Origin of the sequence: Pseudomonas sp. v388, from assembly GCF_003935425.1 — a bacterium.
Classification (GTDB): domain Bacteria; phylum Pseudomonadota; class Gammaproteobacteria; order Pseudomonadales; family Pseudomonadaceae; genus Aquipseudomonas.
Genome location: NZ_RHQN01000012.1, coordinates 81,642 through 100,405, shown reverse-complemented (window position 1 = coordinate 100,405; position 18,764 = coordinate 81,642). Strand labels below are relative to the sequence as shown.

General features: G+C 57.9%; 16 protein-coding genes, 2 tRNA genes and 1 pseudogene. 16 read left to right on the top strand and 3 right to left on the bottom strand.

The window, feature by feature from the left end; genetic code table 11:
- Nucleotides 1-271: 271 nt before the first annotated feature.
- The 6 genes and pseudogenes from mutY (at nucleotide 272) to EGJ27_RS23845 (ending at nucleotide 4,100) form a co-directional block, all read left to right on the top strand.
- A complete protein-coding gene (gene mutY / locus EGJ27_RS23865) occupies nucleotides 272-1,339 on the top strand; it encodes an A/G-specific adenine glycosylase (protein WP_125833202.1) in 1,068 nt (355 codons plus the stop codon).
- On the top strand, nucleotides 1,336-1,608 hold the full coding sequence (locus EGJ27_RS23860; protein ID WP_125833201.1) for an oxidative damage protection protein: 273 nt from the start codon (nucleotides 1,336-1,338) through the stop codon (nucleotides 1,606-1,608). The genes mutY and EGJ27_RS23860 overlap by 4 nt, the downstream gene beginning before the upstream one ends.
- A 102-nt stretch (nucleotides 1,609-1,710) precedes the next feature.
- Nucleotides 1,711-1,786: transfer RNA gene (locus EGJ27_RS23855), tRNA-Phe, on the top strand.
- A 380-nt stretch (nucleotides 1,787-2,166) separates the two neighbouring features.
- A pseudogene (locus EGJ27_RS25410) lies at nucleotides 2,167-2,943 on the top strand (PAS domain-containing protein); the annotation flags it as partial.
- Nucleotides 2,944-3,006: 63 nt separating this feature from the next.
- Nucleotides 3,007-3,513 (top strand): methyl-accepting chemotaxis protein, encoded by a 507-nt coding sequence (locus tag EGJ27_RS25405; RefSeq protein ID WP_371920883.1) that lies wholly within the window; start codon nucleotides 3,007-3,009, stop codon nucleotides 3,511-3,513.
- A 101-nt stretch (nucleotides 3,514-3,614) separates the two neighbouring features.
- Nucleotides 3,615-4,100: a hypothetical protein gene (locus EGJ27_RS23845; RefSeq protein ID WP_125833199.1), complete on the top strand. Its 486-nt coding sequence runs from the start codon at nucleotides 3,615-3,617 to the stop codon at nucleotides 4,098-4,100.
- A 169-nt stretch (nucleotides 4,101-4,269) separates the two neighbouring features.
- Here the strand turns inward: EGJ27_RS23845 and gabP are convergent, their stop codons facing one another.
- Nucleotides 4,270-5,664 carry a GABA permease gene (gene gabP / locus EGJ27_RS23840; RefSeq protein ID WP_125833198.1) on the bottom strand — a complete coding sequence of 465 codons (1,395 nt, stop codon included), beginning with the start codon at nucleotides 5,662-5,664 and terminating at the stop codon, nucleotides 4,270-4,272.
- A gap of 537 nt (nucleotides 5,665-6,201) precedes the next feature.
- Between gabP and EGJ27_RS23835 the strand changes: the two genes are divergently transcribed.
- The 5 genes from EGJ27_RS23835 (at nucleotide 6,202) to EGJ27_RS23815 (ending at nucleotide 10,471) form a co-directional block, all read left to right on the top strand.
- A complete protein-coding gene (locus tag EGJ27_RS23835; RefSeq protein WP_125833197.1) occupies nucleotides 6,202-6,975 on the top strand; it encodes an ABC transporter ATP-binding protein in 774 nt (257 codons plus the stop codon).
- Nucleotides 6,976-6,989: 14 nt separating this feature from the next.
- Nucleotides 6,990-7,739, top strand: coding sequence for an ABC transporter substrate-binding protein (locus EGJ27_RS23830; protein WP_125833196.1), 750 nt, complete (start codon nucleotides 6,990-6,992; stop codon nucleotides 7,737-7,739).
- Between the two features lie 74 nt (nucleotides 7,740-7,813).
- The gene (locus tag EGJ27_RS23825) at nucleotides 7,814-8,509 is read left to right on the top strand and encodes an ABC transporter permease (protein ID WP_125833195.1); all 696 of its coding nucleotides are present in this window, start codon (nucleotides 7,814-7,816) and stop codon (nucleotides 8,507-8,509) included.
- Nucleotides 8,506-9,195: an ABC transporter permease gene (locus EGJ27_RS23820; protein WP_125833194.1), complete on the top strand. Its 690-nt coding sequence runs from the start codon at nucleotides 8,506-8,508 to the stop codon at nucleotides 9,193-9,195. Before EGJ27_RS23825 ends, EGJ27_RS23820 begins: the two co-directional genes overlap by 4 nt.
- 58 nt (nucleotides 9,196-9,253) lie before the next feature.
- Nucleotides 9,254-10,471, top strand: coding sequence for a methyltransferase (locus tag EGJ27_RS23815; RefSeq protein WP_125833193.1), 1,218 nt, complete (start codon nucleotides 9,254-9,256; stop codon nucleotides 10,469-10,471).
- A 372-nt stretch (nucleotides 10,472-10,843) separates the two neighbouring features.
- Here the strand turns inward: EGJ27_RS23815 and EGJ27_RS23810 are convergent, their stop codons facing one another.
- Both EGJ27_RS23810 and EGJ27_RS23805 read right to left on the bottom strand, forming a co-directional pair.
- Nucleotides 10,844-11,140, bottom strand: a complete 297-nt coding sequence (locus EGJ27_RS23810; RefSeq protein ID WP_125833192.1) for a DUF6124 family protein — start codon at nucleotides 11,138-11,140, stop codon at nucleotides 10,844-10,846.
- A 324-nt stretch (nucleotides 11,141-11,464) separates the two neighbouring features.
- Entirely contained in the window at nucleotides 11,465-12,448 is a 984-nt protein-coding gene (locus tag EGJ27_RS23805) for a J domain-containing protein (RefSeq protein ID WP_125833247.1), read from the bottom strand.
- A gap of 812 nt (nucleotides 12,449-13,260) precedes the next feature.
- On the opposite strand from EGJ27_RS23805, the gene EGJ27_RS23800 reads away from it, so the two are divergent.
- The 5 genes from EGJ27_RS23800 (at nucleotide 13,261) to EGJ27_RS23770 (ending at nucleotide 18,714) form a co-directional block, all read left to right on the top strand.
- A tRNA-Thr gene (locus EGJ27_RS23800) sits at nucleotides 13,261-13,336 on the top strand.
- 163 nt (nucleotides 13,337-13,499) lie between these two features.
- Nucleotides 13,500-14,828, top strand: coding sequence for an integrase arm-type DNA-binding domain-containing protein (locus tag EGJ27_RS23795; protein WP_125833191.1), 1,329 nt, complete (start codon nucleotides 13,500-13,502; stop codon nucleotides 14,826-14,828).
- 908 nt (nucleotides 14,829-15,736) lie between these two features.
- Nucleotides 15,737-16,717, top strand: coding sequence for an integrase domain-containing protein (locus EGJ27_RS23785; protein WP_125833190.1), 981 nt, complete (start codon nucleotides 15,737-15,739; stop codon nucleotides 16,715-16,717).
- On the top strand, nucleotides 16,714-16,989 hold the full coding sequence (locus EGJ27_RS23780; protein ID WP_125833189.1) for a hypothetical protein: 276 nt from the start codon (nucleotides 16,714-16,716) through the stop codon (nucleotides 16,987-16,989). The genes EGJ27_RS23785 and EGJ27_RS23780 overlap by 4 nt, the downstream gene beginning before the upstream one ends.
- A 660-nt stretch (nucleotides 16,990-17,649) precedes the next feature.
- Nucleotides 17,650-18,714 (top strand): restriction endonuclease, encoded by a 1,065-nt coding sequence (locus tag EGJ27_RS23770; protein WP_125833187.1) that lies wholly within the window; start codon nucleotides 17,650-17,652, stop codon nucleotides 18,712-18,714.
- The last annotated feature ends 50 nt before the right edge of the window (nucleotides 18,715-18,764 follow it).

Below are 18,764 nucleotides of genomic sequence, written 5' to 3'. Positions count from 1 at the left end.
TAGCCAGTACAGGCGCAGCATTCATGTCGTTTGGCATTACGTCTTCGCGAGCAAGCTCGCTCCTACAGGATCTTCACCGAACTATAGGAGCCAGCTCGCTGGCGAAAGGGCCAGTACAGGCGCAGCATTCATGTCGTTTGGCATTACGTCTTCGCGAGCAAGCTCGCTCCTACAGGATCTTCACCGAACTGAAGGAGCCAGCTCGCTGGCGATGGCGGCCTCAAGACCGCCGAACATATTCATACCGTCAAACCAGAGAACCCACCAAACCATGCAACCCGAGCAATTCTCCAGCGCCGTGCTGGATTGGTATGACCGTCATGGCCGCCACGACCTTCCCTGGCAGCAGGCCATAACGCCGTACCGGGTCTGGGTGTCTGAAATCATGCTGCAGCAGACCCAGGTCAGCACCGTGCTGGGTTACTTCGACCGGTTCATGGCTGCGTTGCCCACCGTGCAGGCTCTGGCCGACGCGCCGGAAGACGAAGTGCTGCATCTGTGGACCGGCCTGGGTTACTACACCCGCGCCCGCAATTTGCAGAAAACCGCGAAGATCGTGGTGGCCGAGCACGGCGGAGAATTTCCTCGCGATGTCGAACAGCTGATTCTGCTGCCGGGTATCGGGCTGTCCACCGCAGGCGCCATCGCCAGCCTGAGCATGGGCCTGCGCGCGCCGATCCTCGACGGTAACGTCAAGCGCGTGCTGGCACGCTTCACCGCGCAGGAAGGCTATCCGGGCGAGCCCAAGGTGGCCAGACAGCTCTGGGCTACGGCGGAGCGCTTCACGCCGCACAGCCGGGTCAACAACTACACCCAGGCGATGATGGACCTGGGCGCCACGCTCTGCACCCGCAGCAAGCCCAGCTGCCTGCTCTGCCCGCTGGAGCGCGGCTGCCAGGCGCACATGCTCGGCCTGGAAACCCGCTACCCGATCCCCAAGCCGCGCAAGACCGTCCCACAGAAGCGCACCCTGATGCCGATGCTCGCCAATCGCGACGGCGCCATTCTGCTTTACCTACGCCCTTCCACGGGCCTGTGGGGCGGGTTGTGGAGTTTGCCGGAGCTCAATGACTTCGACGAACTCCAGCACCTGGCAACCCAGCACTCGCTGGAAATGGGCAAGCCGTATGAGCTGCCGGCGCTGGTCCACACCTTCAGCCACTTCCAGTTGAGCATCGAACCCTGGCTGGTGCCGGTCGAGGAGTCGGCCCATCACGTGGCCGAGGCCGACTGGCTCTGGTATAACCTCGCCACCCCGCCGCGCCTGGGCCTTGCCGCCCCGGTGAAAAAGCTGCTCAAACGCGCAGCCGACGTTTTGAACGCAGGAGAACCGTCATGACCCGCACCGTAATGTGCCGCAAGTACAAAGAAGAACTTCCAGGCCTGGAACGCCCTCCGTATCCGGGCGCCAAGGGCGAAGACATCTTCAACCACGTTTCGCAGCAAGCCTGGGCCGACTGGCAGAAGCACCAGACCCTGCTGATCAACGAACGACGCCTGAACATGATGAACGCCGAAGACCGCAAATTCCTCCAGGCCGAGATGGACAAGTACCTTTCCGGCGAGGAATACGCCCAGGCCGAAGGCTACGTTCCACCCGCCCAGTAAAGCGTTTCAGGCAGTGAAGGTCGTAAGCGTCGGTATTGATTCAAAATTTTTTCGACAACACGCTTGACGACCTCCTGAAAAACACGTCTAATGCGCCCCGTTGCCCAGATAGCTCAGTCGGTAGAGCAGGGGATTGAAAATCCCCGTGTCGGCGGTTCGATTCCGTCTCTGGGCACCACCTTTCGTTTTCAGGTGATGCCAGGCACACCTGAAAGCACACAAGAAGCCCGCCTCGTGCGGGCTTTTTGTTGTCTGGAATTTCTCTCAGCCCGACGGGCGACCTCCTCCGCGAAAACTGCCCGATCACTCCTTTGCCGCGCTTGAACGAACTTGCCTGCAAGTACTACAGATTTATTACAGGGGCTGGACATTACTGTTCCTGCATACAGGGCAATTCCACTCCCGAAAAAGATTTCCCACCCTAAGTAAACTCAAGTTGGGCAGCAAACTTCTGACGCCAGAAAATACGTGCACCGCTGGTCTGCCCTGCATTCATGAGTTGTCGTTCAAGCGCGATAACCCGTAAGCAAACGTCCTTATAAAAATACGGTGCCGGATATGTTCGGAAAAAAAATCAACGCTGAACTGACAGCCATGAAGGCCGAGGTGGAGGGACTCAAGGGATTGGTCAACACATTGGAGCGCTCCATGGCGGTCGTGGAGTTCGATCTTGAAGGCAAGATCCTGCGCACCAATGAAAACTTTCAGAAAACGATGGGCTATCGAGCCGATGAACTGATCGGCAAAAGCCACCGCGAGTTCTGCACGCCTGCCCATCAGCGCAGCGCGGAGTACACCAGGCTGTGGAATGGCCTGCGCGCCGGTCAGTTCATGTCCGGGACTTTCCATCGCCTGAACAAAAGCGGTGAGGCCGTCTGGCTCGAAGCCAGTTACAACCCCGTCACCGACGCTCAGGGCAGTGTCGTCAAGGTGATCAAGTACGCGCTGGACGTCACCAGCAATATCGCCCTCGAAAACGAGATGAAGGGCAAGCTGGCCGCTGTCGAGCGCGCCATGGCGGTGTGCGAGTTCAATCCGGACGGAACTGTCGTGACGGCCAACGAGAACTTTCTGCACACCATGGGTTACGCCCTCAATGAGATCAAGGGCAAGCATCACCGTGGCTTTTGCGAGCCGTCTTTGGTCAACAGCCCTGAATATGCCGAACTGTGGCAGAAGTTGAACCTGGGCCAGTTTGTCGGCGGGCAATTCAAACGCCTGGGCAAACATGGCAAGGTGGTCTGGCTGGAAGCAACTTACAACCCGGTGTATGACGCTGAAGGCAAGCTGGACAAGATCGTCAAGTTCGCCAGCGATATCACCGAGCGCGTCGAAAAGCAGGAAGCCGATTCCCATGGCGCTTCGCGGGCGTACCACATCTCTGCCGAAACCGAGAAAGTGGCTGAGCACGGTACTGAGGTGATTCAGGAGACGGCGCGGGAGATGCGCCAGATTGCAGAGAACATCGAAGTTTCCGCCAGGCTGGTTGCACAGCTGGGTGACCGTTCCGAGCAGATCACTGCCATCGTCAACACGATCCGTGGGATTGCCGACCAGACCAACCTGCTGGCCCTCAACGCTGCCATTGAAGCGGCGCGGGCCGGCGACCAGGGACGCGGCTTTGCGGTGGTGGCCGATGAAGTCCGGCAACTGGCCGGGCGCACCAGTGGCTCGACCAAGGAAATCGCCGAGATGATCAGCAAGATCCTGGCCGAAACCCGTGAAGCGGTTTCGAGCATGAACGCCACTCAGGAAGGCGCCAATCGCGGCGTGACCCTGGCCGATCAGGCCGGGCAGGTGATCGTGCAGATTCGTGACGGCGCCAGCGATGCGGTGGAAGCGGTCAGCATGTTCGCCACGCGCATGGACGAGTCTGAAGTGGTGTCGAGGATCAATCCGCGCTGATGGGTCCACAGGGCATGTTGTAAGGGTGTTCGCTTGGCTATTGCGGCGGTCTGCGCTTCAATGGCGGCCATTGCACCCTATTGCCCGCAAAGGACTCGTCCATGGCTTCGCCAGACAAACAGCAAAAACGCGCCAAGCGCGCCAAACTCAAGGCCAAGCAGAACCGCTCGGGCAAACCGGTGAAAAACGCAGTGCATCCGCTGTTCGCCTCGGCGCTGGTGGATCAGCCCTTCGATGACGTCGAGATCGACCTGAGCACATTCGACTTCAAGGACATCGTCGAGAACGGGTTCGACCCCGCTGAATATGACGACCTGTTTCAGGCCATGAAACAGGCCGAAGCCATCAGCCAGCTGGCGCTGTGCGCGGTGTTCCTGCAATACCCGGTGCTGGAACTGGTGATTGCCGAAGAAGACGAAGAGCCGGCCACCGACTTCATGATGGGCCTGCTCATCATGTACCGCGCCATCGTCCACAACGAAGACGAAGACACCGCCATCGAATGGATCAGCAGCCAGGCATTCCAGGCCGATTACAACAAGGCGTCAGAGCTGTTGATGTTGAGGAATGAGAAGGCAGCACGCTGAACCTGCAGGAGCGAGCGGGCGGCGATCCGTCTTGCTCTCGAAGGCTTTGTTCCAGGGTCATACACCCGCTGTGGATGTACCGGCCCTTTCGCCAGCAAGCTGGCTCCTACAAATTATTCGCTGAATCGTAGGAGCCAGCTCTGCTGGCGAAGACGGTTTTGCGGCCTGATCAACTCAGAACCGCAGCACCACTCAACCGCTCGGCCTTGCGGCGGCGGGAAACGGTGAGGCCTGCACCCACCACCACCAGACTCAGCACGCCGGTCGCGATGATTTCGATGCGGTGGTCTTCCTGAATCAGCATGATGGTCAGCACCGCGACGATGAACACAATGGCCGCCCAGGTCAGCCAGGGAAACAGCCACATCTTGAAGTCGATGGCTTCCCCGGCCGCAATGCGCTTCTGGCGCATGCGCAGTTGGGACACCGCGATCACCAGATACACCAGCAGGGCAATCGCCCCGGAACTGGCCAACAGGAACTCGAACACCGCCGCCGGCGCGACATAGTTCGCGAACACGGTCAGGAACGCCGCGGCAGTGGACAACATCACTGCCCAGTATGGCGTGCCGCTCTTGCTGGTGCGCTTGGACACGGCCGGTGCATCGCCACGCTTGCCCAGCGAATACAGCATGCGCGAAGCGGTATAGAGCGCAGAGTTCAGGCAGCTGGTCACGGCAACCAACACCACCAGATCGACGATCAGCTTGGCATTGGGAATCCCCATGACATTCAGCACGGTCTGGTACGAACCCACTTCAGCCAGGCTCGGGTCATTCCACGGCACTAGCGACACCACCACGAAAATCGAAACCAGGTAGAACAGGAAGATTCGCCAGATCACCGAGTTGGTGGCTTTGGTGATCTGCTTGCCCGGGTTCTTGGATTCGGCAGCGGCGATGGTCACGATTTCCGTGCCCATGAACGAGAACATGGTGGTCAGCATGGCCGCCAGCACTGCGCCCATGCCGTTGGGCATGAAGCCGCCGGTGTCGAACAGATGGCTGACGCCGCTGACTTGCGTGGTGGGCAGCAGACCAAAAATCGCCGCAACACCCAACACCACAAAGGCGATGATCGCCACGACCTTGATCAGCGCGAACCAGAACTCGAACTCACCGTAGTTCTTTACGCTGAACAGGTTGGTCGCGGTCAGCAGCAAGGTGATGACCAACGTGAACGCCCAGATCGCGATGTCCGGGAACCAGGCATGCAGGATGGTCGCGGCGGCGTTGGCTTCCAGCGGAATCACCAAAACCCAGAACCACCAGTACAACCAGCCGATGGTAAAACCGGCCCAGTGCCCGATGGCGCGGTCGGCATAAGTAGAGAAGGAACCGGTATCCGGCGAAGCGACGGCCATTTCGGCCAGCATGCGCATTACCAGCACCACCAGCGTACCCGCTGCGGCGTAAGCCAGCAGCACGGCCGGGCCGGCTTCGGCAATCGCATGGCCAGAGCCGACGAACAGACCTGCACCGATCACCCCGGCAATCGACAACATCGTGATATGGCGAGGTTTCAGCCCCTGTTCAAGCTCGGAAGAATTAGCGGTATTGCTCATTGAAACTACCTTTGCAAGACGACCGATGGACACCGAAGCGCTCGTAAAAAGAAAGAAACGGTACCGTTCTTTATTCTTGACGCAAGAAGTACGCCAAGATGTTTCAAAAACGACGTCGCACCTTGACTAGAAGGCTCGGGGTCCACCCGGCAAGGGAAGGCCACGAAAGAATCCGTGTGCCTGTATGTAGGATTTGTTACCGAATACCTCAGAACAGGGAAACATGCGCGCACCGAAAACGTCCACTCCCGCCGACCAGGCTCGCAAATGGTGCGCCGCAACGGGCGCCGCTCAGCAAAAGCTGCTTCCAACCATGGCCCAAAGCTGGCAACATCGCGCCTTTTTCGCGCACAGCCGCCCGGCATGAAGCACCGTCTTCGCTACCGGTGCGCCTGTCAGCGTCATTCTGCTGCGGCCACGCGACGACCCTTCGCCCCTGCCACACCCGGCACCGGGCGCAGATGGTTGTCTTTGAAACGCTGTGCTAGCTTGGCGCTGGCCCGCTGAATGAGCGCTCGTTACCAATGAGGACCCCACATGGCTGAGGCCACGCCCGCCCTGGAAATCCGCGACCTGCACAAGCGCTACGGTGAGCTGGAGGTGCTCAAGGGCATCTCGCTGACCGCGCGTGACGGCGACGTCATTTCGATCCTCGGTTCGTCCGGCTCCGGCAAGTCCACCCTGCTGCGCTGCATCAACCTGCTGGAAAACCCGCATCAGGGCCAGATCCTGCTGGCCGGTGAAGAGCTCAAGCTCAAGGCCGCCAAGAATGGCGAACTGGTGGCGGCGGACAACCGGCAGATCAACCGCATGCGCAGCGAGATCGGCTTCGTCTTCCAGAATTTCAATCTGTGGCCGCACATGAGTGTGCTGGACAACATCATCGAGGCGCCGCGGCGCGTGCTCGGCCAGAGCAAGGCCGAGGCGACGGAAGTTGCCGAGGCGCTGCTGGCCAAGGTCGGCATCGGCGACAAACGCCACGTCTACCCTGCGCAACTTTCCGGCGGCCAACAGCAACGCGCGGCCATCGCGCGAACCCTGGCAATGCAGCCTAAAGTTATCCTGTTCGACGAGCCGACCTCGGCGCTCGACCCGGAGATGGTTCAGGAAGTGCTCAACGTGATTCGTGCCCTGGCCGAGGAAGGCCGCACGATGCTGTTAGTGACCCACGAAATGAATTTCGCCCGTCAGGTGTCCAGCGAAATCGTCTTTTTGCATCAAGGATTGGTCGAAGAACAAGGCACACCGCAGCAAGTGTTCGATAATCCGCTGTCGGTAAGGTGCAAACAATTCATGTCGAGTAATCGTTAACGGAGCAACACCTCATGCAGAAATACAAGAAGTTGCTGCTGGTTGCAGCTGCCACTCTGGCAATGACCGGCAATGCCTTTGCCGAAACCCTGAAAATGGGCATCGAAGCGGCTTACCCTCCGTTCAACAACAAGGACGCGAGCGGGCAGGTTGTCGGCTTCGACTACGAGATCGGCAAAGCGCTGTGCGCCAAGATGAAGGTCGAGTGCGACGTGGTGACTTCCGATTGGGACGGCATCATCCCGGCCCTGAACGCCAAGAAGTTCGACTTCCTGATCTCGTCGCTGTCGATCACCGAAGAGCGCAAGCAGGCCGTTGACTTCACCGACCCGTACTACTCGAACAAATTGCAGTTCCTGGCAGCCAAGGGCGGCGACTTCAAGACCGACGTCGCTTCGCTCAAAGGCAAGATCATCGGCGCCCAGCGGTCGACCCTCGCCAGCACCTGGCTGGAAGACAAGCTGGGCATGGACGTAGACGCCAAGCTGTATGACACCCAGGAAAACGCCTACCTCGACCTGGTGTCCGGGCGCGTCGACGCCATCCTCGCCGACAAATACGTCAGCTACGAGTGGCTGAAAAGCGAAGCGGGCAAAGGCTTCGAGTTCAAGGGCGAGCCGGTGGAAGAGAACGACAAGATCGGCATCGCCGTTCGCAAAGGCGATCCGCTGCGCGAAAAGCTCAACGCTGCCATCAAGGAAATCATCGCTGACGGCACCTACAAGAAAATCAACGACAAGTATTTCCCGTTCAGCATCCTCTGAACCGCCTGATGGCGCCGCCGCTGCTTTGTCATGAAGCGCGGCGGCCCGTCCTCTGCAAAGCCTGCCTCTAATACATGAACATTGACCTCCACGGATTCGGCCCGGCCCTTGCGGCTGGTGCGCTGATGACTGTCCAGCTTGCCCTGTCGGCCTTGTGCCTGGGGCTGGTGCTCGGGCTGCTCGGCGCCTTGGCCAAGACTTCCCCGTACAAGCCGCTGCAATGGCTGGGCGGAACCTACTCGACACTGGTGCGCGGCATCCCCGAACTGCTGTGGGTGCTGCTGATCTATTTCGGCACCGTCAACGGCATGCGGGCGCTGGGCGAAATGCTCGGCATCCAGGACCTGGCGCTCAACGCTTTCGCGGCGGGCGTCATCGCGCTGGGCCTGTGTTTCGGCGCCTACGCGACCGAAGTGTTTCGCGGCGCGATCCTCGCGATCCCCAAGGGTCACCGCGAAGCCGGTCTGGCACTGGGCATGTCGCGCACGCGCATTTTCGCGCGGTTGATCCTGCCGCAGATGTGGCGCATCGCCCTGCCCGGCCTGGGTAACCTGTTCATGATCCTGATGAAGGACACCGCGCTGGTGTCGGTCATCGGCCTTGAAGAAATCATGCGGCATGCGCAGATCGCCGTGGGCTTCACCAAGGAAGCCTTCACGTTCTATATGGTCGCGGCCTTCATGTACCTGGGCCTGACCATCATCGCGATGACCGGCATGCACTTCCTGGAAAAACGTGCCGCACGCGGCTTCACAAGGAGCGCGTCATGAACTGGGAAGTCATCATCAAGTGGCTGCCGCGCCTGGCCCAGGGCGCGACGCTGACCCTGGAGCTGGTAGCGATTGCGGTCATCGCCGGCTTGATCATCGCCATTCCGCTGGGCATTGCTCGTTCGTCGAAACATCTGTCGGTTCGCGCGCTGCCTTACGCCTACATCTTTTTCTTCCGTGGCACGCCGCTGCTGGTGCAACTGTTCCTGGTCTATTACGGCCTGGCGCAGTTCGACGCCGTGCGCCAAGGCCCGTTGTGGCCCTATCTGCGCGATCCGTTCTGGTGTGCGGTGATCACCATGACCCTGCACACGGCGGCTTACATCGCCGAGATCCTGCGCGGCGCGATCCAGGCCGTGCCGGTTGGTGAAGTCGAGGCGGCGCGGGCGTTGGGCATGTCGAAGTGGAAGGCGCTGTTCTACATCGTCCTGCCACGCGCAGCGCGCATCGGGCTGCCGGCGTACAGCAACGAAGTCATCCTGATGCTCAAGGCCAGCGCGCTGGCGAGCACCGTGACCTTGCTGGAACTGACCGGCATGGCCCGCACGATCATTGCCCGCACCTACCTGCCGGTGGAGATTTTCTTTGCGGCGGGCATGTTCTATCTGGTCATGGCCTATGTGCTGGTGCAGGGCTTCCGCCTGCTCGAACGCATCTTGCGCGTAGACGCCAGCCAAGGGCGCTGATATGAAGGGGGTTGGCCGAGCAATCGGCAGCCCTTTTCCGCTCACCACACGGCCGACCATGTCTTCTGACCCTTGTTTGCAGGACGATTCGCTTGGCGAGCGCTTTCGGGCGCTGGACAGTTTCCTGTTCGCCCATCAGCAACTGTGGCGCCCCAAGCCCTTCACCGAACTGCGCATGCCGTGGGAAGACGGCTATCCCGAGCTGGCGAAGTGGCTGCGCGGGCGCTCGCTGGAGCAGGCCGAAAGCGCTCACAATCATCCCGAGCAACTGGACGCGCCCTACCCGTTCCCGCAACTGGCAGCCGAAGCCGTGGCGCTGGCGCAGGTGGGTGAACTGCCCGCCCACGCCATTGACCCGGTAGCGCCGCGCATGAGCGTCGATGTGCCGGGGCGCAAGTGGTTGCAGATCGAGGCGCTGGCCCGGCATCTGGATTTCCATCACCGACCCTCTCACTGGCTGGACTGGTGCGCCGGCAAAGGCCACCTCGGCCGACGCCTGGCGCAACAAGGGCAAGCGCTGACCTGCCTGGAGTTTGATCCGGCACTGGTCGAGGCCGGTCGCCAACTCAGTGCTCGCCTGAATATTGCGGCCAGCCATGTGCAACAAGACGTGATGGCCGAAGACAGCTGGCGCAGCCTGCACCCCGAACAGACACCTGTGGCATTGCATGCCTGCGGCGACCTGCATGTGCAACTGATGCAACTGGCCAGCCAGAATGGCTGCGCGCAAATGGCGATAGCGCCGTGCTGCTATAACCGTACCCAGAGCGAGCATTACCAGGCACTGTCGAGCACCGGCAAAGAATCGGCGCTGCAACTGTCGCGGGACGAATTGGGCTTGCCGCTGAGCGAAACCGTGACCGCCGGCGCCAGGGTGCGACGCCAGCGGGACACGTCGATGGCACGCCGCCTGGGGTTCGATTTGCTGCAACGGCAACTGCGCAGCGAGGACGCTTACTTATCCACACCGTCGCTGCCTACCGCATGGCTCGACAAACCCTACGCCGACTACTGCCGTGAGCTGGTCGAACTGAAAAACCTGCCCGCGCCTGGTGAGCAGAACTGGATGGCGCTGGAGCAAGCGGGTTGGGCACGGCTGGCGCAGGTGCGCAATCTGGAGCTGGTTCGCAACCTGTTCCGCAGGCCGTTGGAGATGTGGCTGGTGCTGGACCGGGCGCTGTATGTGCAGGAGCACGGTTATCGGGTCCGCGTGGGCACCTTCTGCGAGAGCCAACTGACCCCGCGCAACCTGCTGATCCTCGCTGAACGGGTATAGGCTTATATCCGGATCAACCTGTGGATAAGTCTGTTGATGAAAATCCGGAACATGTTGAAAAACCCTTTGCGCGCCAGTAATCCAGGCGCTTGATTATTCTTGTCCTGCCGATCAAAAGCCGTAAATGCGGTGCTTTGCGCAACATCAACGCCTCTGGATGAAAATTGCGCACAGCGTCGTGAAATTGTGAAGCCATTGTGCATAAACATTTGGCAAGGGCTCTAAAACGAGCCTGCCCCTGCCAGCATCTACTGACATACCGCGCATTCTGCAGGAGCCGGCTTGCTGGCGAAGAAGCCCGCACATCGCCAGCAGATCCACAGGCCTGAATACCGCCGGTGATCGCTCCTACAGGAATATGCCGTGCCGCTCTCAACGGCGCTCTACTACCTCCAACGACTGCTCCACCATCACCCTGGCCATTTCCATCATGTGCATCGAGGCAAACGCCAGATCGCGCTTGGAACCCTGCAGGCTGTCGCCCAACTCATAGGCGGTCGCAGCGGCGCAACGCAAAAACTCGAGGGCGTGGTTCAAGGCGGTTTCACAACTTTCGGGCTTGGTGGCTGTTGGCAGGTAACAGGCCAGGGCACGCTTGACGATGGACTCGTCGAGCACAGGCGTGGTGGCAGTCGAATTCAGGAGTGTATCGGCAGTAACGTTCATCATCTCTAGCTCTCCAGTGGAGTCGCTGCGGCATCGCTACTAAACGAAGGGCGGCGACTGTACGCAAGTTAGTAGACCGGCGAGCTAAGAACCGGCGCACCCGAAAGTGCCTCGCGCACAGCCGCCATTACATGCAGGTTTTGATACCTGCCGAAACGTAACTGCGAAGCGCCTTAACTCACTCGGGCTACTAAACCCGGTCGCCGACAATCAGCGACCGGTGGAGACTAAAAGCGCAATTCGAGAGGCGCAAGCGGCTGCGGATTCTCTCGGAAATGTCCTTCAAAAGAAAGAGACGAGCCCTGCAAAAACGCCCCTGACAGCGACTTAAAACTGATCACTGCGCAGGTGGGAAAACTGCGTGTTGCGATTTTCCAGTTTGCGCAACGTCAACTTGTACATGCTGGACTTCACCTGGCTGCCCATCGGCGTTTCTTCCAGCAAGATCCGGCTCGATGCAAACGCGCAGCCGCTGTCGAGCATTTTGTATTTGAGCAGATACAAACCCGGGTTCATCTTGCCGAACGTGAAGACCGCTCCGGCCGGAATGAACGCATGCCGAAAGGCATTACGCCCTACTGCGTCGGTCACCTTGGCATACACGGCGGACTCGCCACCGGTGTTGTCGATGGTGATCTGCGACCATCCGCCGTCCTTGCGCAACGGCATGCCCTGCAAGTAGCCGGCTTTATCCGGCCATGGCGCGCCCAGCGGATCGAGCGCTGGCACTTCGCAGTCCGGCTGCGTCGGGTCCACCAGCTTGACCGGGTTGCCCAGCGGCGCCTCCCGGGGTTCGGGGGTCGGCCTGACCCAGGTTTGCGCCACCGGCGCGGAGCCGGACGGCACATAGGCTTTGCCCGCCTCCGGGTCATAACCCATCCAGGCACCGGCCGCACAAAAGATCAGAAACACAGCGGCCCAACGCAGGACACTGCGACGTCGCCGACCCGCTGGGCGCGGTTTGCCGGTCGAACGGGCTTGTGGCTTGCCTCGAGTGGTGCGGGACGGCGAAACCGCAGCAGCGGGAGACGCCGCACCGTAGGCCCGAACGGCCGCCTGCACCTGGCCGCGACCAGCCGCCGCCTCCCGGGCTTGCGCCGCCAGATGAGCGTCATACGCAGCGCGCCGCACAGGATCAGCCAGCACATCGTGGGCAGCGTTGATCACCCCCATCATGTCCGAGGCGGACGGGTTCGGGTTTCTGTCAGGGTGCAGCTTTTGCGCCAGCTTGCGATAAGCCTTCTTGATCTGATCAGGAGAGGCATCGCCTGGAACGTTCAGCAGCTGGTAATGCGTGGGCGTTTTCTGAATGTGCACATGCTGTCCAAGGCGGCCGGCCGATGGGTTAACCCTCTGTATCGGCCTGAAACGCGCCAACTCCAGTCGCAAACCCACCAGCAGCCCGCAATGGGCAAAAGAAATGCCCGGACCACCAGATCCGGGCATTTCCCTGACGCTTCGATGCAATCTGAGTTACCGAAGCAACCTTGACCGCATTCGATTTCGGTGAGGATGTCATTACCGCCACGCCGCACATTCATGCGAATGAGTCGGTAATCCTTGGCGGCCACCCCACCCGGGTGCCAACAATCACGAATTTTCTACATGACTTTCCAGTGAATTCCGGCCATCGCATGCTGCACCCCGAAGCCCGGCCACGATCCATCGTGCTATTCATGGACAATCCATTGCCCGCTTGGCTGAAAAGTAACGGCCCTCGCTGCTCACTCGTCAGCGCCGGCCGTTGAAACCAAGCCTATGCAAAGCGCCCCAAGGCCGCAAATACCGGCAAAACGCCAACCCACAAACCCACGCCCGACAAGGCGCCTCCAGCCTGCGCCCGCAACCCATTGATTCAGAAGCCCAGGTAAAATTTCCGACCCGCCCAACCGCCCAAATCCCGCCGCCACGCCCAGCATGCCTATGCCACAAGCCCCATTTTTGCAGCATCCAAGCAGCCTAATTCCCAGCCACCCACAGAAAATTCCTGCACCGCCGTACACCCTTTCCCCCTCCCACACCCCAGCCAAACCCACGTTCGTCACCCGCCCGATTTTTTTCAACCGAATCAGACAGCTAGGCTTTACAAGCTCAACAGACTCTATATACTCACCCGCCATTACGCCGGTATAGCTCAGTTGGTAGAGCAACTGACTTGTAATCAGTAGGTCCCGGGTTCGACTCCTGGTGCCGGCACCACATTAGGCTCCATTGCATTCCACTGAATGCTCTGGAAGCCCCGAAAACCCGCCCTTTGGCGGGTTTTTTCGTTCTACCACCCTCCGTCGGCTTCCAGCAAAATCCCCCATCTGCAGGACTATCTTAGAGGTACAGCGTCTTTGTCACTTGGAGACCGTACCCCATGCCACGTCTAGCCACCCCGCTCAGCGACCTGCAATGCCGCACCGCCAAACCCCGCGAACGCGCTTATAAGCTCTTCGACGGGGGCGGCATGTACCTCTTTGTGAAACCCAACGGCGTCAAGACCTGGCGCTTGCGATACTTCAAGCCCAGCGGCAAGGAAGGCACGCTGATCATCGGCAATTACCCCATCGTGCCCTTGGCTATCGCTAGACGTAAGCGTGATGAGGCCAAAGCCCTGCTGCTCGATAACCTTGATCCGATGGAAGAGAAGAAGAAGGCCAAAATCGCAGCTCAGCGAGCCTCACTTCTGTTCGAGACGGTGGCTCTGGACTGGCACGCAGACATGTCCCGCCGCTGGACCCAAGGCCATGCCAAAACCGTAATGAGCCGACTGCGCACTCACGTCTTCCCTCTAATCGGCCAGCGTCCCATCGCCGAACTCGATACCCACGACCTGTTAGAGATTACCCTGCGCATCAAGGATCGCGGCACCATGGATGTGGCGTTACGAGTGCAGAACTACCTATCAACCATCATGCGGGGAGCCAAAAGGGCGCGGCAGATTAACGCCAACCCTGCGCTCGATCTTGCCGGTTCAATTCACGCGCCGCGTACCGTCCACCGCCCCGCCCTGTCACTTAATCGCCTCCCTGAACTGCTACACCGCATCGACAACTACAACGGCCGCGAACTGACACGCCTTGCTGTATTGCTCACGCTGCACCTGTTTGTCCGCTCCAGTGAATTGCGCTTCGCGCGGTGGAGTGAGTTCGACCTCCAACGGGCGATGTGGGAAATCCCGGATGTGCGCGCACCAATTGAAGGAGTGCTCAACTCAACACGTGGGACCAAGATGAATGGCGATATTCAGATTGTCCCTCTGTCGCCCCAAGTCATCGAGATTCTCGAACGACTGCGCAGCCTCAGCCGCTTTTCAGAACTGGTACTGCCCGGCGATCACAAGTACTGGAAGCCGATGTCCGAGAACACCGTCAACCAGGTGCTTCGCAACATCGGCTACGACACGGCGAAGGAGGTGTGCGGCCATGGCTTCAGAACCATGGCCTGTAGCGCGTTGCTGGAATCCGGATTATGGACAGACGCGGCCATTGAACGGCAGATGAGCCACAAGGAGCGTAACCGCGTACGCGCTGCATACATCCACAAAGCTGAATTCCTGGAGCAACGCAGACTGATCATGGCGTGGTGGAGCAACTACATTGATGCCAATCGCAGCGAGCATGTAACGCCTTATGAGTTCGCCCATCCGGTAGGCGACAACATCACGACTTTGGGAAACAACCACGGCACATTCAGGCGTAGGTAGCCTGAAAGATCTAGGTTGGTCTGCTATCACGCGGGTCCATTCAAGCAGGGCTGCAAAGCCGCCCCGCTTGAATGGACCTCACTTAAAAAATCAAAAAAATCATTCGGTCTGTGGACAACCATTGATGTCCACCGGTGGATAATTCCATCCACAGGCTTGCAACAACCATCAAATCGAGTCTTGACCCGAATTATCCACCGGCGTAGAAAAGATGGTGCAAGCCTGCTGTCATCGACAGCAACCCTTAGAGGTAGCCCGAACCTAAAAGGCTACGCCACATAGTGGGTGGTTCTCCCCAAGTGCGATAAGCATCCGGTAGCTCGCACGGTCACAGCGCTCTCTGTGATGGATGCCTACTGATCCCTCTGCCCTGCGCGGCATCTGAAACAAACTTCGCTGCCCTGCAGCAACTCCACCGCTTGGCTCATTTTCCTGCGCCAACTTGCGCCCGTCTCTTTCATCTGGAAAGAGACGGGCGCTCAGGACACTGCTGCAACCCATGTCGCACAAGGCTTTGCGGCAGCTCACCGCGTGACAATCGGCGTGACAAACACCGACGTCACTAGCAACAGCGATGCAGATGATGGTGCCGCAGCCCACGGAATGGACTGCACCTGACTGACAGTCAGGCATGCCCCGGTCATAGGCATCGCTGCCTTCACCCAACTCAGGATCTCGCGGCGCCGGTCTCGTCAGCCAGCGCAGCCTCCACCCGCCCACTTCTTCGGAAGTGTTCAGGAGGCCAGATCATGAGATGCCCAAGCTCCCGGTCGTAAAGAGCCGTCAGTCCCGCGTTAGTGGACAACCCTAACAGGTCGCAGGGGCCTTGATCCCTGATAACACTCAACATTCTTGGCGGGATGACGTGGGGAAGGTTTTAAAGGTTCGGCTTCGCGAGGAGTTTGATCATGGCACTGGTCGGTAGGCGGGATGGGCGAAATTTTGGCTACGGGAGGCAACTGAGTTTTGCCGGGCCGCTGGCGCTGAAAGATCTATTTGGCGGCGGGCACTACGGCACCGTCAAGGCGCACAGTGATCGGTGGCAGGCGTTTGTGCGCTGGTGTCGCTCGGAGGATGGGCCGGGGTTTAACGATGCGCGGCAGATTGATCGACAGACTTTGCTGGACTATGCCAAACATCTGCGCAAGCAAGTTGAACAAGGTGAGGTCGCCGTAGCGACTGCGCAAAACCGATTGTCCAGCGTAAACCGGACCTTGGCAGCGCTTCGCGGTGATCAGTATGTGAAAGTGCCGAGTCCGAGCAAGGCGTTAGGAATGCGGCGGACCACCGTTCGCACAACCGCTCCCCAAGGCCAAGATCGTGAGCAAGTTATGCGCATCGTCGAAGCGCTTCGCGAACACCAAATGCCGCGCGCGGCGGCTATCGCTCAGTTGGCGCGAGCCACCGGCATGCGCTTACGCGAGGCGATTTTGGCCGACCTACCGCGTTTAAAACGTGAGGCCGAACGCTACGGCAAGATCAACATCCAGGATGGCACCAAAGGTGGCCGTTCAGGCGCGTTGGCACCTCGCTGGATCACTGTGGATGATCACATCCGTGACGCGCTGAGGTTTGCCGAACAGGTCTCGCCCGACGGGAGCCGCAACCTGCTGGCACTGGACGAAAGCTACCTCGATTTCCAACAGGGGATTGTTCGCCCTGCACGGGACATCCTCCATCAGCACAACCTCAAAGGCTTCCACGAATTGCGGGCAGCCTACGCGTGCGAACGCTATGAGCAAATCACCCATCATCTCGCACCCATCAACAATGGTAGGTGCAGGCGCCTCGATCCACGCCTTGATCGAGAGGCACGCTCACAAATCAGCTATGAGCTCGGACACGGCCGTATCGACGTGATATCGGCGTACATCGGTGGTCGAGCATGAGCAAGCCATTCGATATGGAGTTGTTCCTGGGGGGCGTTCTAACTGGGTCGCACGCCACTCGCCACCGTCACCTTCGCCAAGCGAAAGCCATTCAAACGGCGATCGCTAATCGCTGGCAACGGGACAATCCATGGACCTGGCAGCGAAAACATCTCGCGTGGTTTCTAAACTACCAAGTGAACCCGAACGCTGAATCGACGCGCTATTACTATCTGCTGACTGTACATTTACTCATTACTCGCTTAGGTAAATCTTGGCAGTTCAAGCAATAGACGAAGGAGCAACCGACCAAAATTGAACGCTCAAGAATCCTCTCAGATAATTGCTTCTATGGCAGTTCCGTTCATTGCCCTTCCTTATCGCCCTGCGTTACCCTCAGACTTTGCTACTCATCCAAAGCATAGGGATCGCCGTCATGGTCTATGACCTTGAGGTTAGAGGTACACGGAGGTCAAGGTGACTGGGATTGTCTCCAGAATCAACCAATGCAGGTATGACTCAGAAAAGAGTCTGGTGAACTTACGTGTTAACGCTATCAAAAAGAATCGGATTGACGTCATAGATGCGGTAAATCAGCGATTAAGAAAGCACTATCCAAAAATCTACGAGCGCCTCGTTGGACCACTCCACGAGCGCAAAAGAGACAAAAGATTCAGCTGTTATTGCAACTACCCCAAAAGCCTTTTTGCGATTTATCAGGACATAGTAAACAATAGAGTTCACTATCATTCTTTGATGTGTGATGCCTGCTGGCAGGACGACATCTCAAAAACTTGGGGCTACTACGGCTGGGCAAGCAAACTTATACCACAACAAACATGGCATGCTCTGTGCGAGGAACGTGCTAACGACAAGTTTGTTGATTAGTTACTAACAGAAAACCTTCTAATAAGTTTTCGTGATCACGCAGGCATGATAGAAAAGGGTAGGGAATGGATATAAGAACTGCATCTGGATCGGGATCTAGCACGAGACGGGGATATGCCTTAGAAGACCTGTGTCGCGATATTTTGAAAGCCAACCACTGGCAGATTGATCCTCTAGATTCAATTCCGGATTATGGCATAGATATAACCGCTACGGAGCCGACTACCAGAGATCGTGTAGCGTTTGAGGTTAAATATACACGCAACTCCACCTTTCCTACATCGGCACTAATAATATCAGCTGAACGGCTTATAGAAATGGTAAGTGCGGCGGGAGTAGACAAGGCTGTACTCATAGTAGCCGCTGATATCCGTCCCGAAATAAAGAATCGAATGCAAGACAAATATAACTTACAAATCCTCAACTTAAACGACCTAATCTCTTTGGCAAGCATTGACCTAGAGCTTATGGACAGATTAGTACAACTCTGCGAAGTTGATCTATCAGAGCGGCAATTTGACAGCAATGCAAACTCTATTATCAACCCTAAACATATTAGAGTAAAACCTATCACATCCTCAGCGAATGAGAATGAAAGAATCGGTCGGGGATTAATTGAAAAACTACAATCCATCCCGCTTGGCAGGGATGGCTGTTATGAATTCGAGGATATCGCAAGTGAAATCCTAAAATATTTATTTGACGAAAGTCTTACTGGCTGGCATCAGCAAAAAAGAACAACCGATGATTTACACCGCTACGACTTAATTTGCCGCGTAATCGACAACTCAACCATTTGGAAATTCATTTCGCAGAATCTTGACTCAAGATATGTATTGTTTGAGTTCAAGAACTACAAAGAGCAGATAGGCCAATCTCAAATTTACTCAACAGAAAAGTACCTTTATGAGAAAGCCAAACGTAAAGTTTGCTTTCTTATCTCTAGAACTGGAGCATCAGACAACGCCCTCGCTGCTTGCCAAGGCGCAATGAGAGAACACGGAAAACTAATACTTTGCCTTGATGAAAAGGGATTGACTGAAATGATTAGTTGCAAAGTCTCAGGCGATGACCCGAACGAACTATTATTTGAGAAAGTAGATAAATTCCTAATGGAGCTCCCAAGGTGAACACATCACATGGCGTGTCATTCAAACGGATGCCACTAGCATAAGTCGCA

Excerpts from the sequence above, each read along its gene's own strand:
- mutY (WP_125833202.1), top strand. The coding sequence starts at position 272 with ATGCAACCCGAGCAATTCTCCAGCGCCGTGCTGGATTGGTATGACCGT.
- EGJ27_RS23860 (WP_125833201.1), top strand. The coding sequence starts at position 1,336 with ATGACCCGCACCGTAATGTGCCGCAAGTACAAAGAAGAACTTCCAGGC.
- EGJ27_RS23845 (WP_125833199.1), top strand. The coding sequence starts at position 3,615 with ATGGCTTCGCCAGACAAACAGCAAAAACGCGCCAAGCGCGCCAAACTC.
- gabP (WP_125833198.1), bottom strand. The coding sequence starts at position 5,664 with ATGAGCAATACCGCTAATTCTTCCGAGCTTGAACAGGGGCTGAAACCT.
- EGJ27_RS23835 (WP_125833197.1), top strand. The coding sequence starts at position 6,202 with ATGGCTGAGGCCACGCCCGCCCTGGAAATCCGCGACCTGCACAAGCGC.
- EGJ27_RS23830 (WP_125833196.1), top strand. The coding sequence starts at position 6,990 with ATGCAGAAATACAAGAAGTTGCTGCTGGTTGCAGCTGCCACTCTGGCA.
- EGJ27_RS23825 (WP_125833195.1), top strand. The coding sequence starts at position 7,814 with ATGAACATTGACCTCCACGGATTCGGCCCGGCCCTTGCGGCTGGTGCG.
- EGJ27_RS23820 (WP_125833194.1), top strand. The coding sequence starts at position 8,506 with ATGAACTGGGAAGTCATCATCAAGTGGCTGCCGCGCCTGGCCCAGGGC.
- EGJ27_RS23815 (WP_125833193.1), top strand. The coding sequence starts at position 9,254 with ATGTCTTCTGACCCTTGTTTGCAGGACGATTCGCTTGGCGAGCGCTTT.
- EGJ27_RS23810 (WP_125833192.1), bottom strand. The coding sequence starts at position 11,140 with ATGATGAACGTTACTGCCGATACACTCCTGAATTCGACTGCCACCACG.
- EGJ27_RS23795 (WP_125833191.1), top strand. The coding sequence starts at position 13,500 with ATGCCACGTCTAGCCACCCCGCTCAGCGACCTGCAATGCCGCACCGCC.
- EGJ27_RS23785 (WP_125833190.1), top strand. The coding sequence starts at position 15,737 with ATGGCACTGGTCGGTAGGCGGGATGGGCGAAATTTTGGCTACGGGAGG.
- EGJ27_RS23780 (WP_125833189.1), top strand. The coding sequence starts at position 16,714 with ATGAGCAAGCCATTCGATATGGAGTTGTTCCTGGGGGGCGTTCTAACT.
- EGJ27_RS23770 (WP_125833187.1), top strand. The coding sequence starts at position 17,650 with ATGGATATAAGAACTGCATCTGGATCGGGATCTAGCACGAGACGGGGA.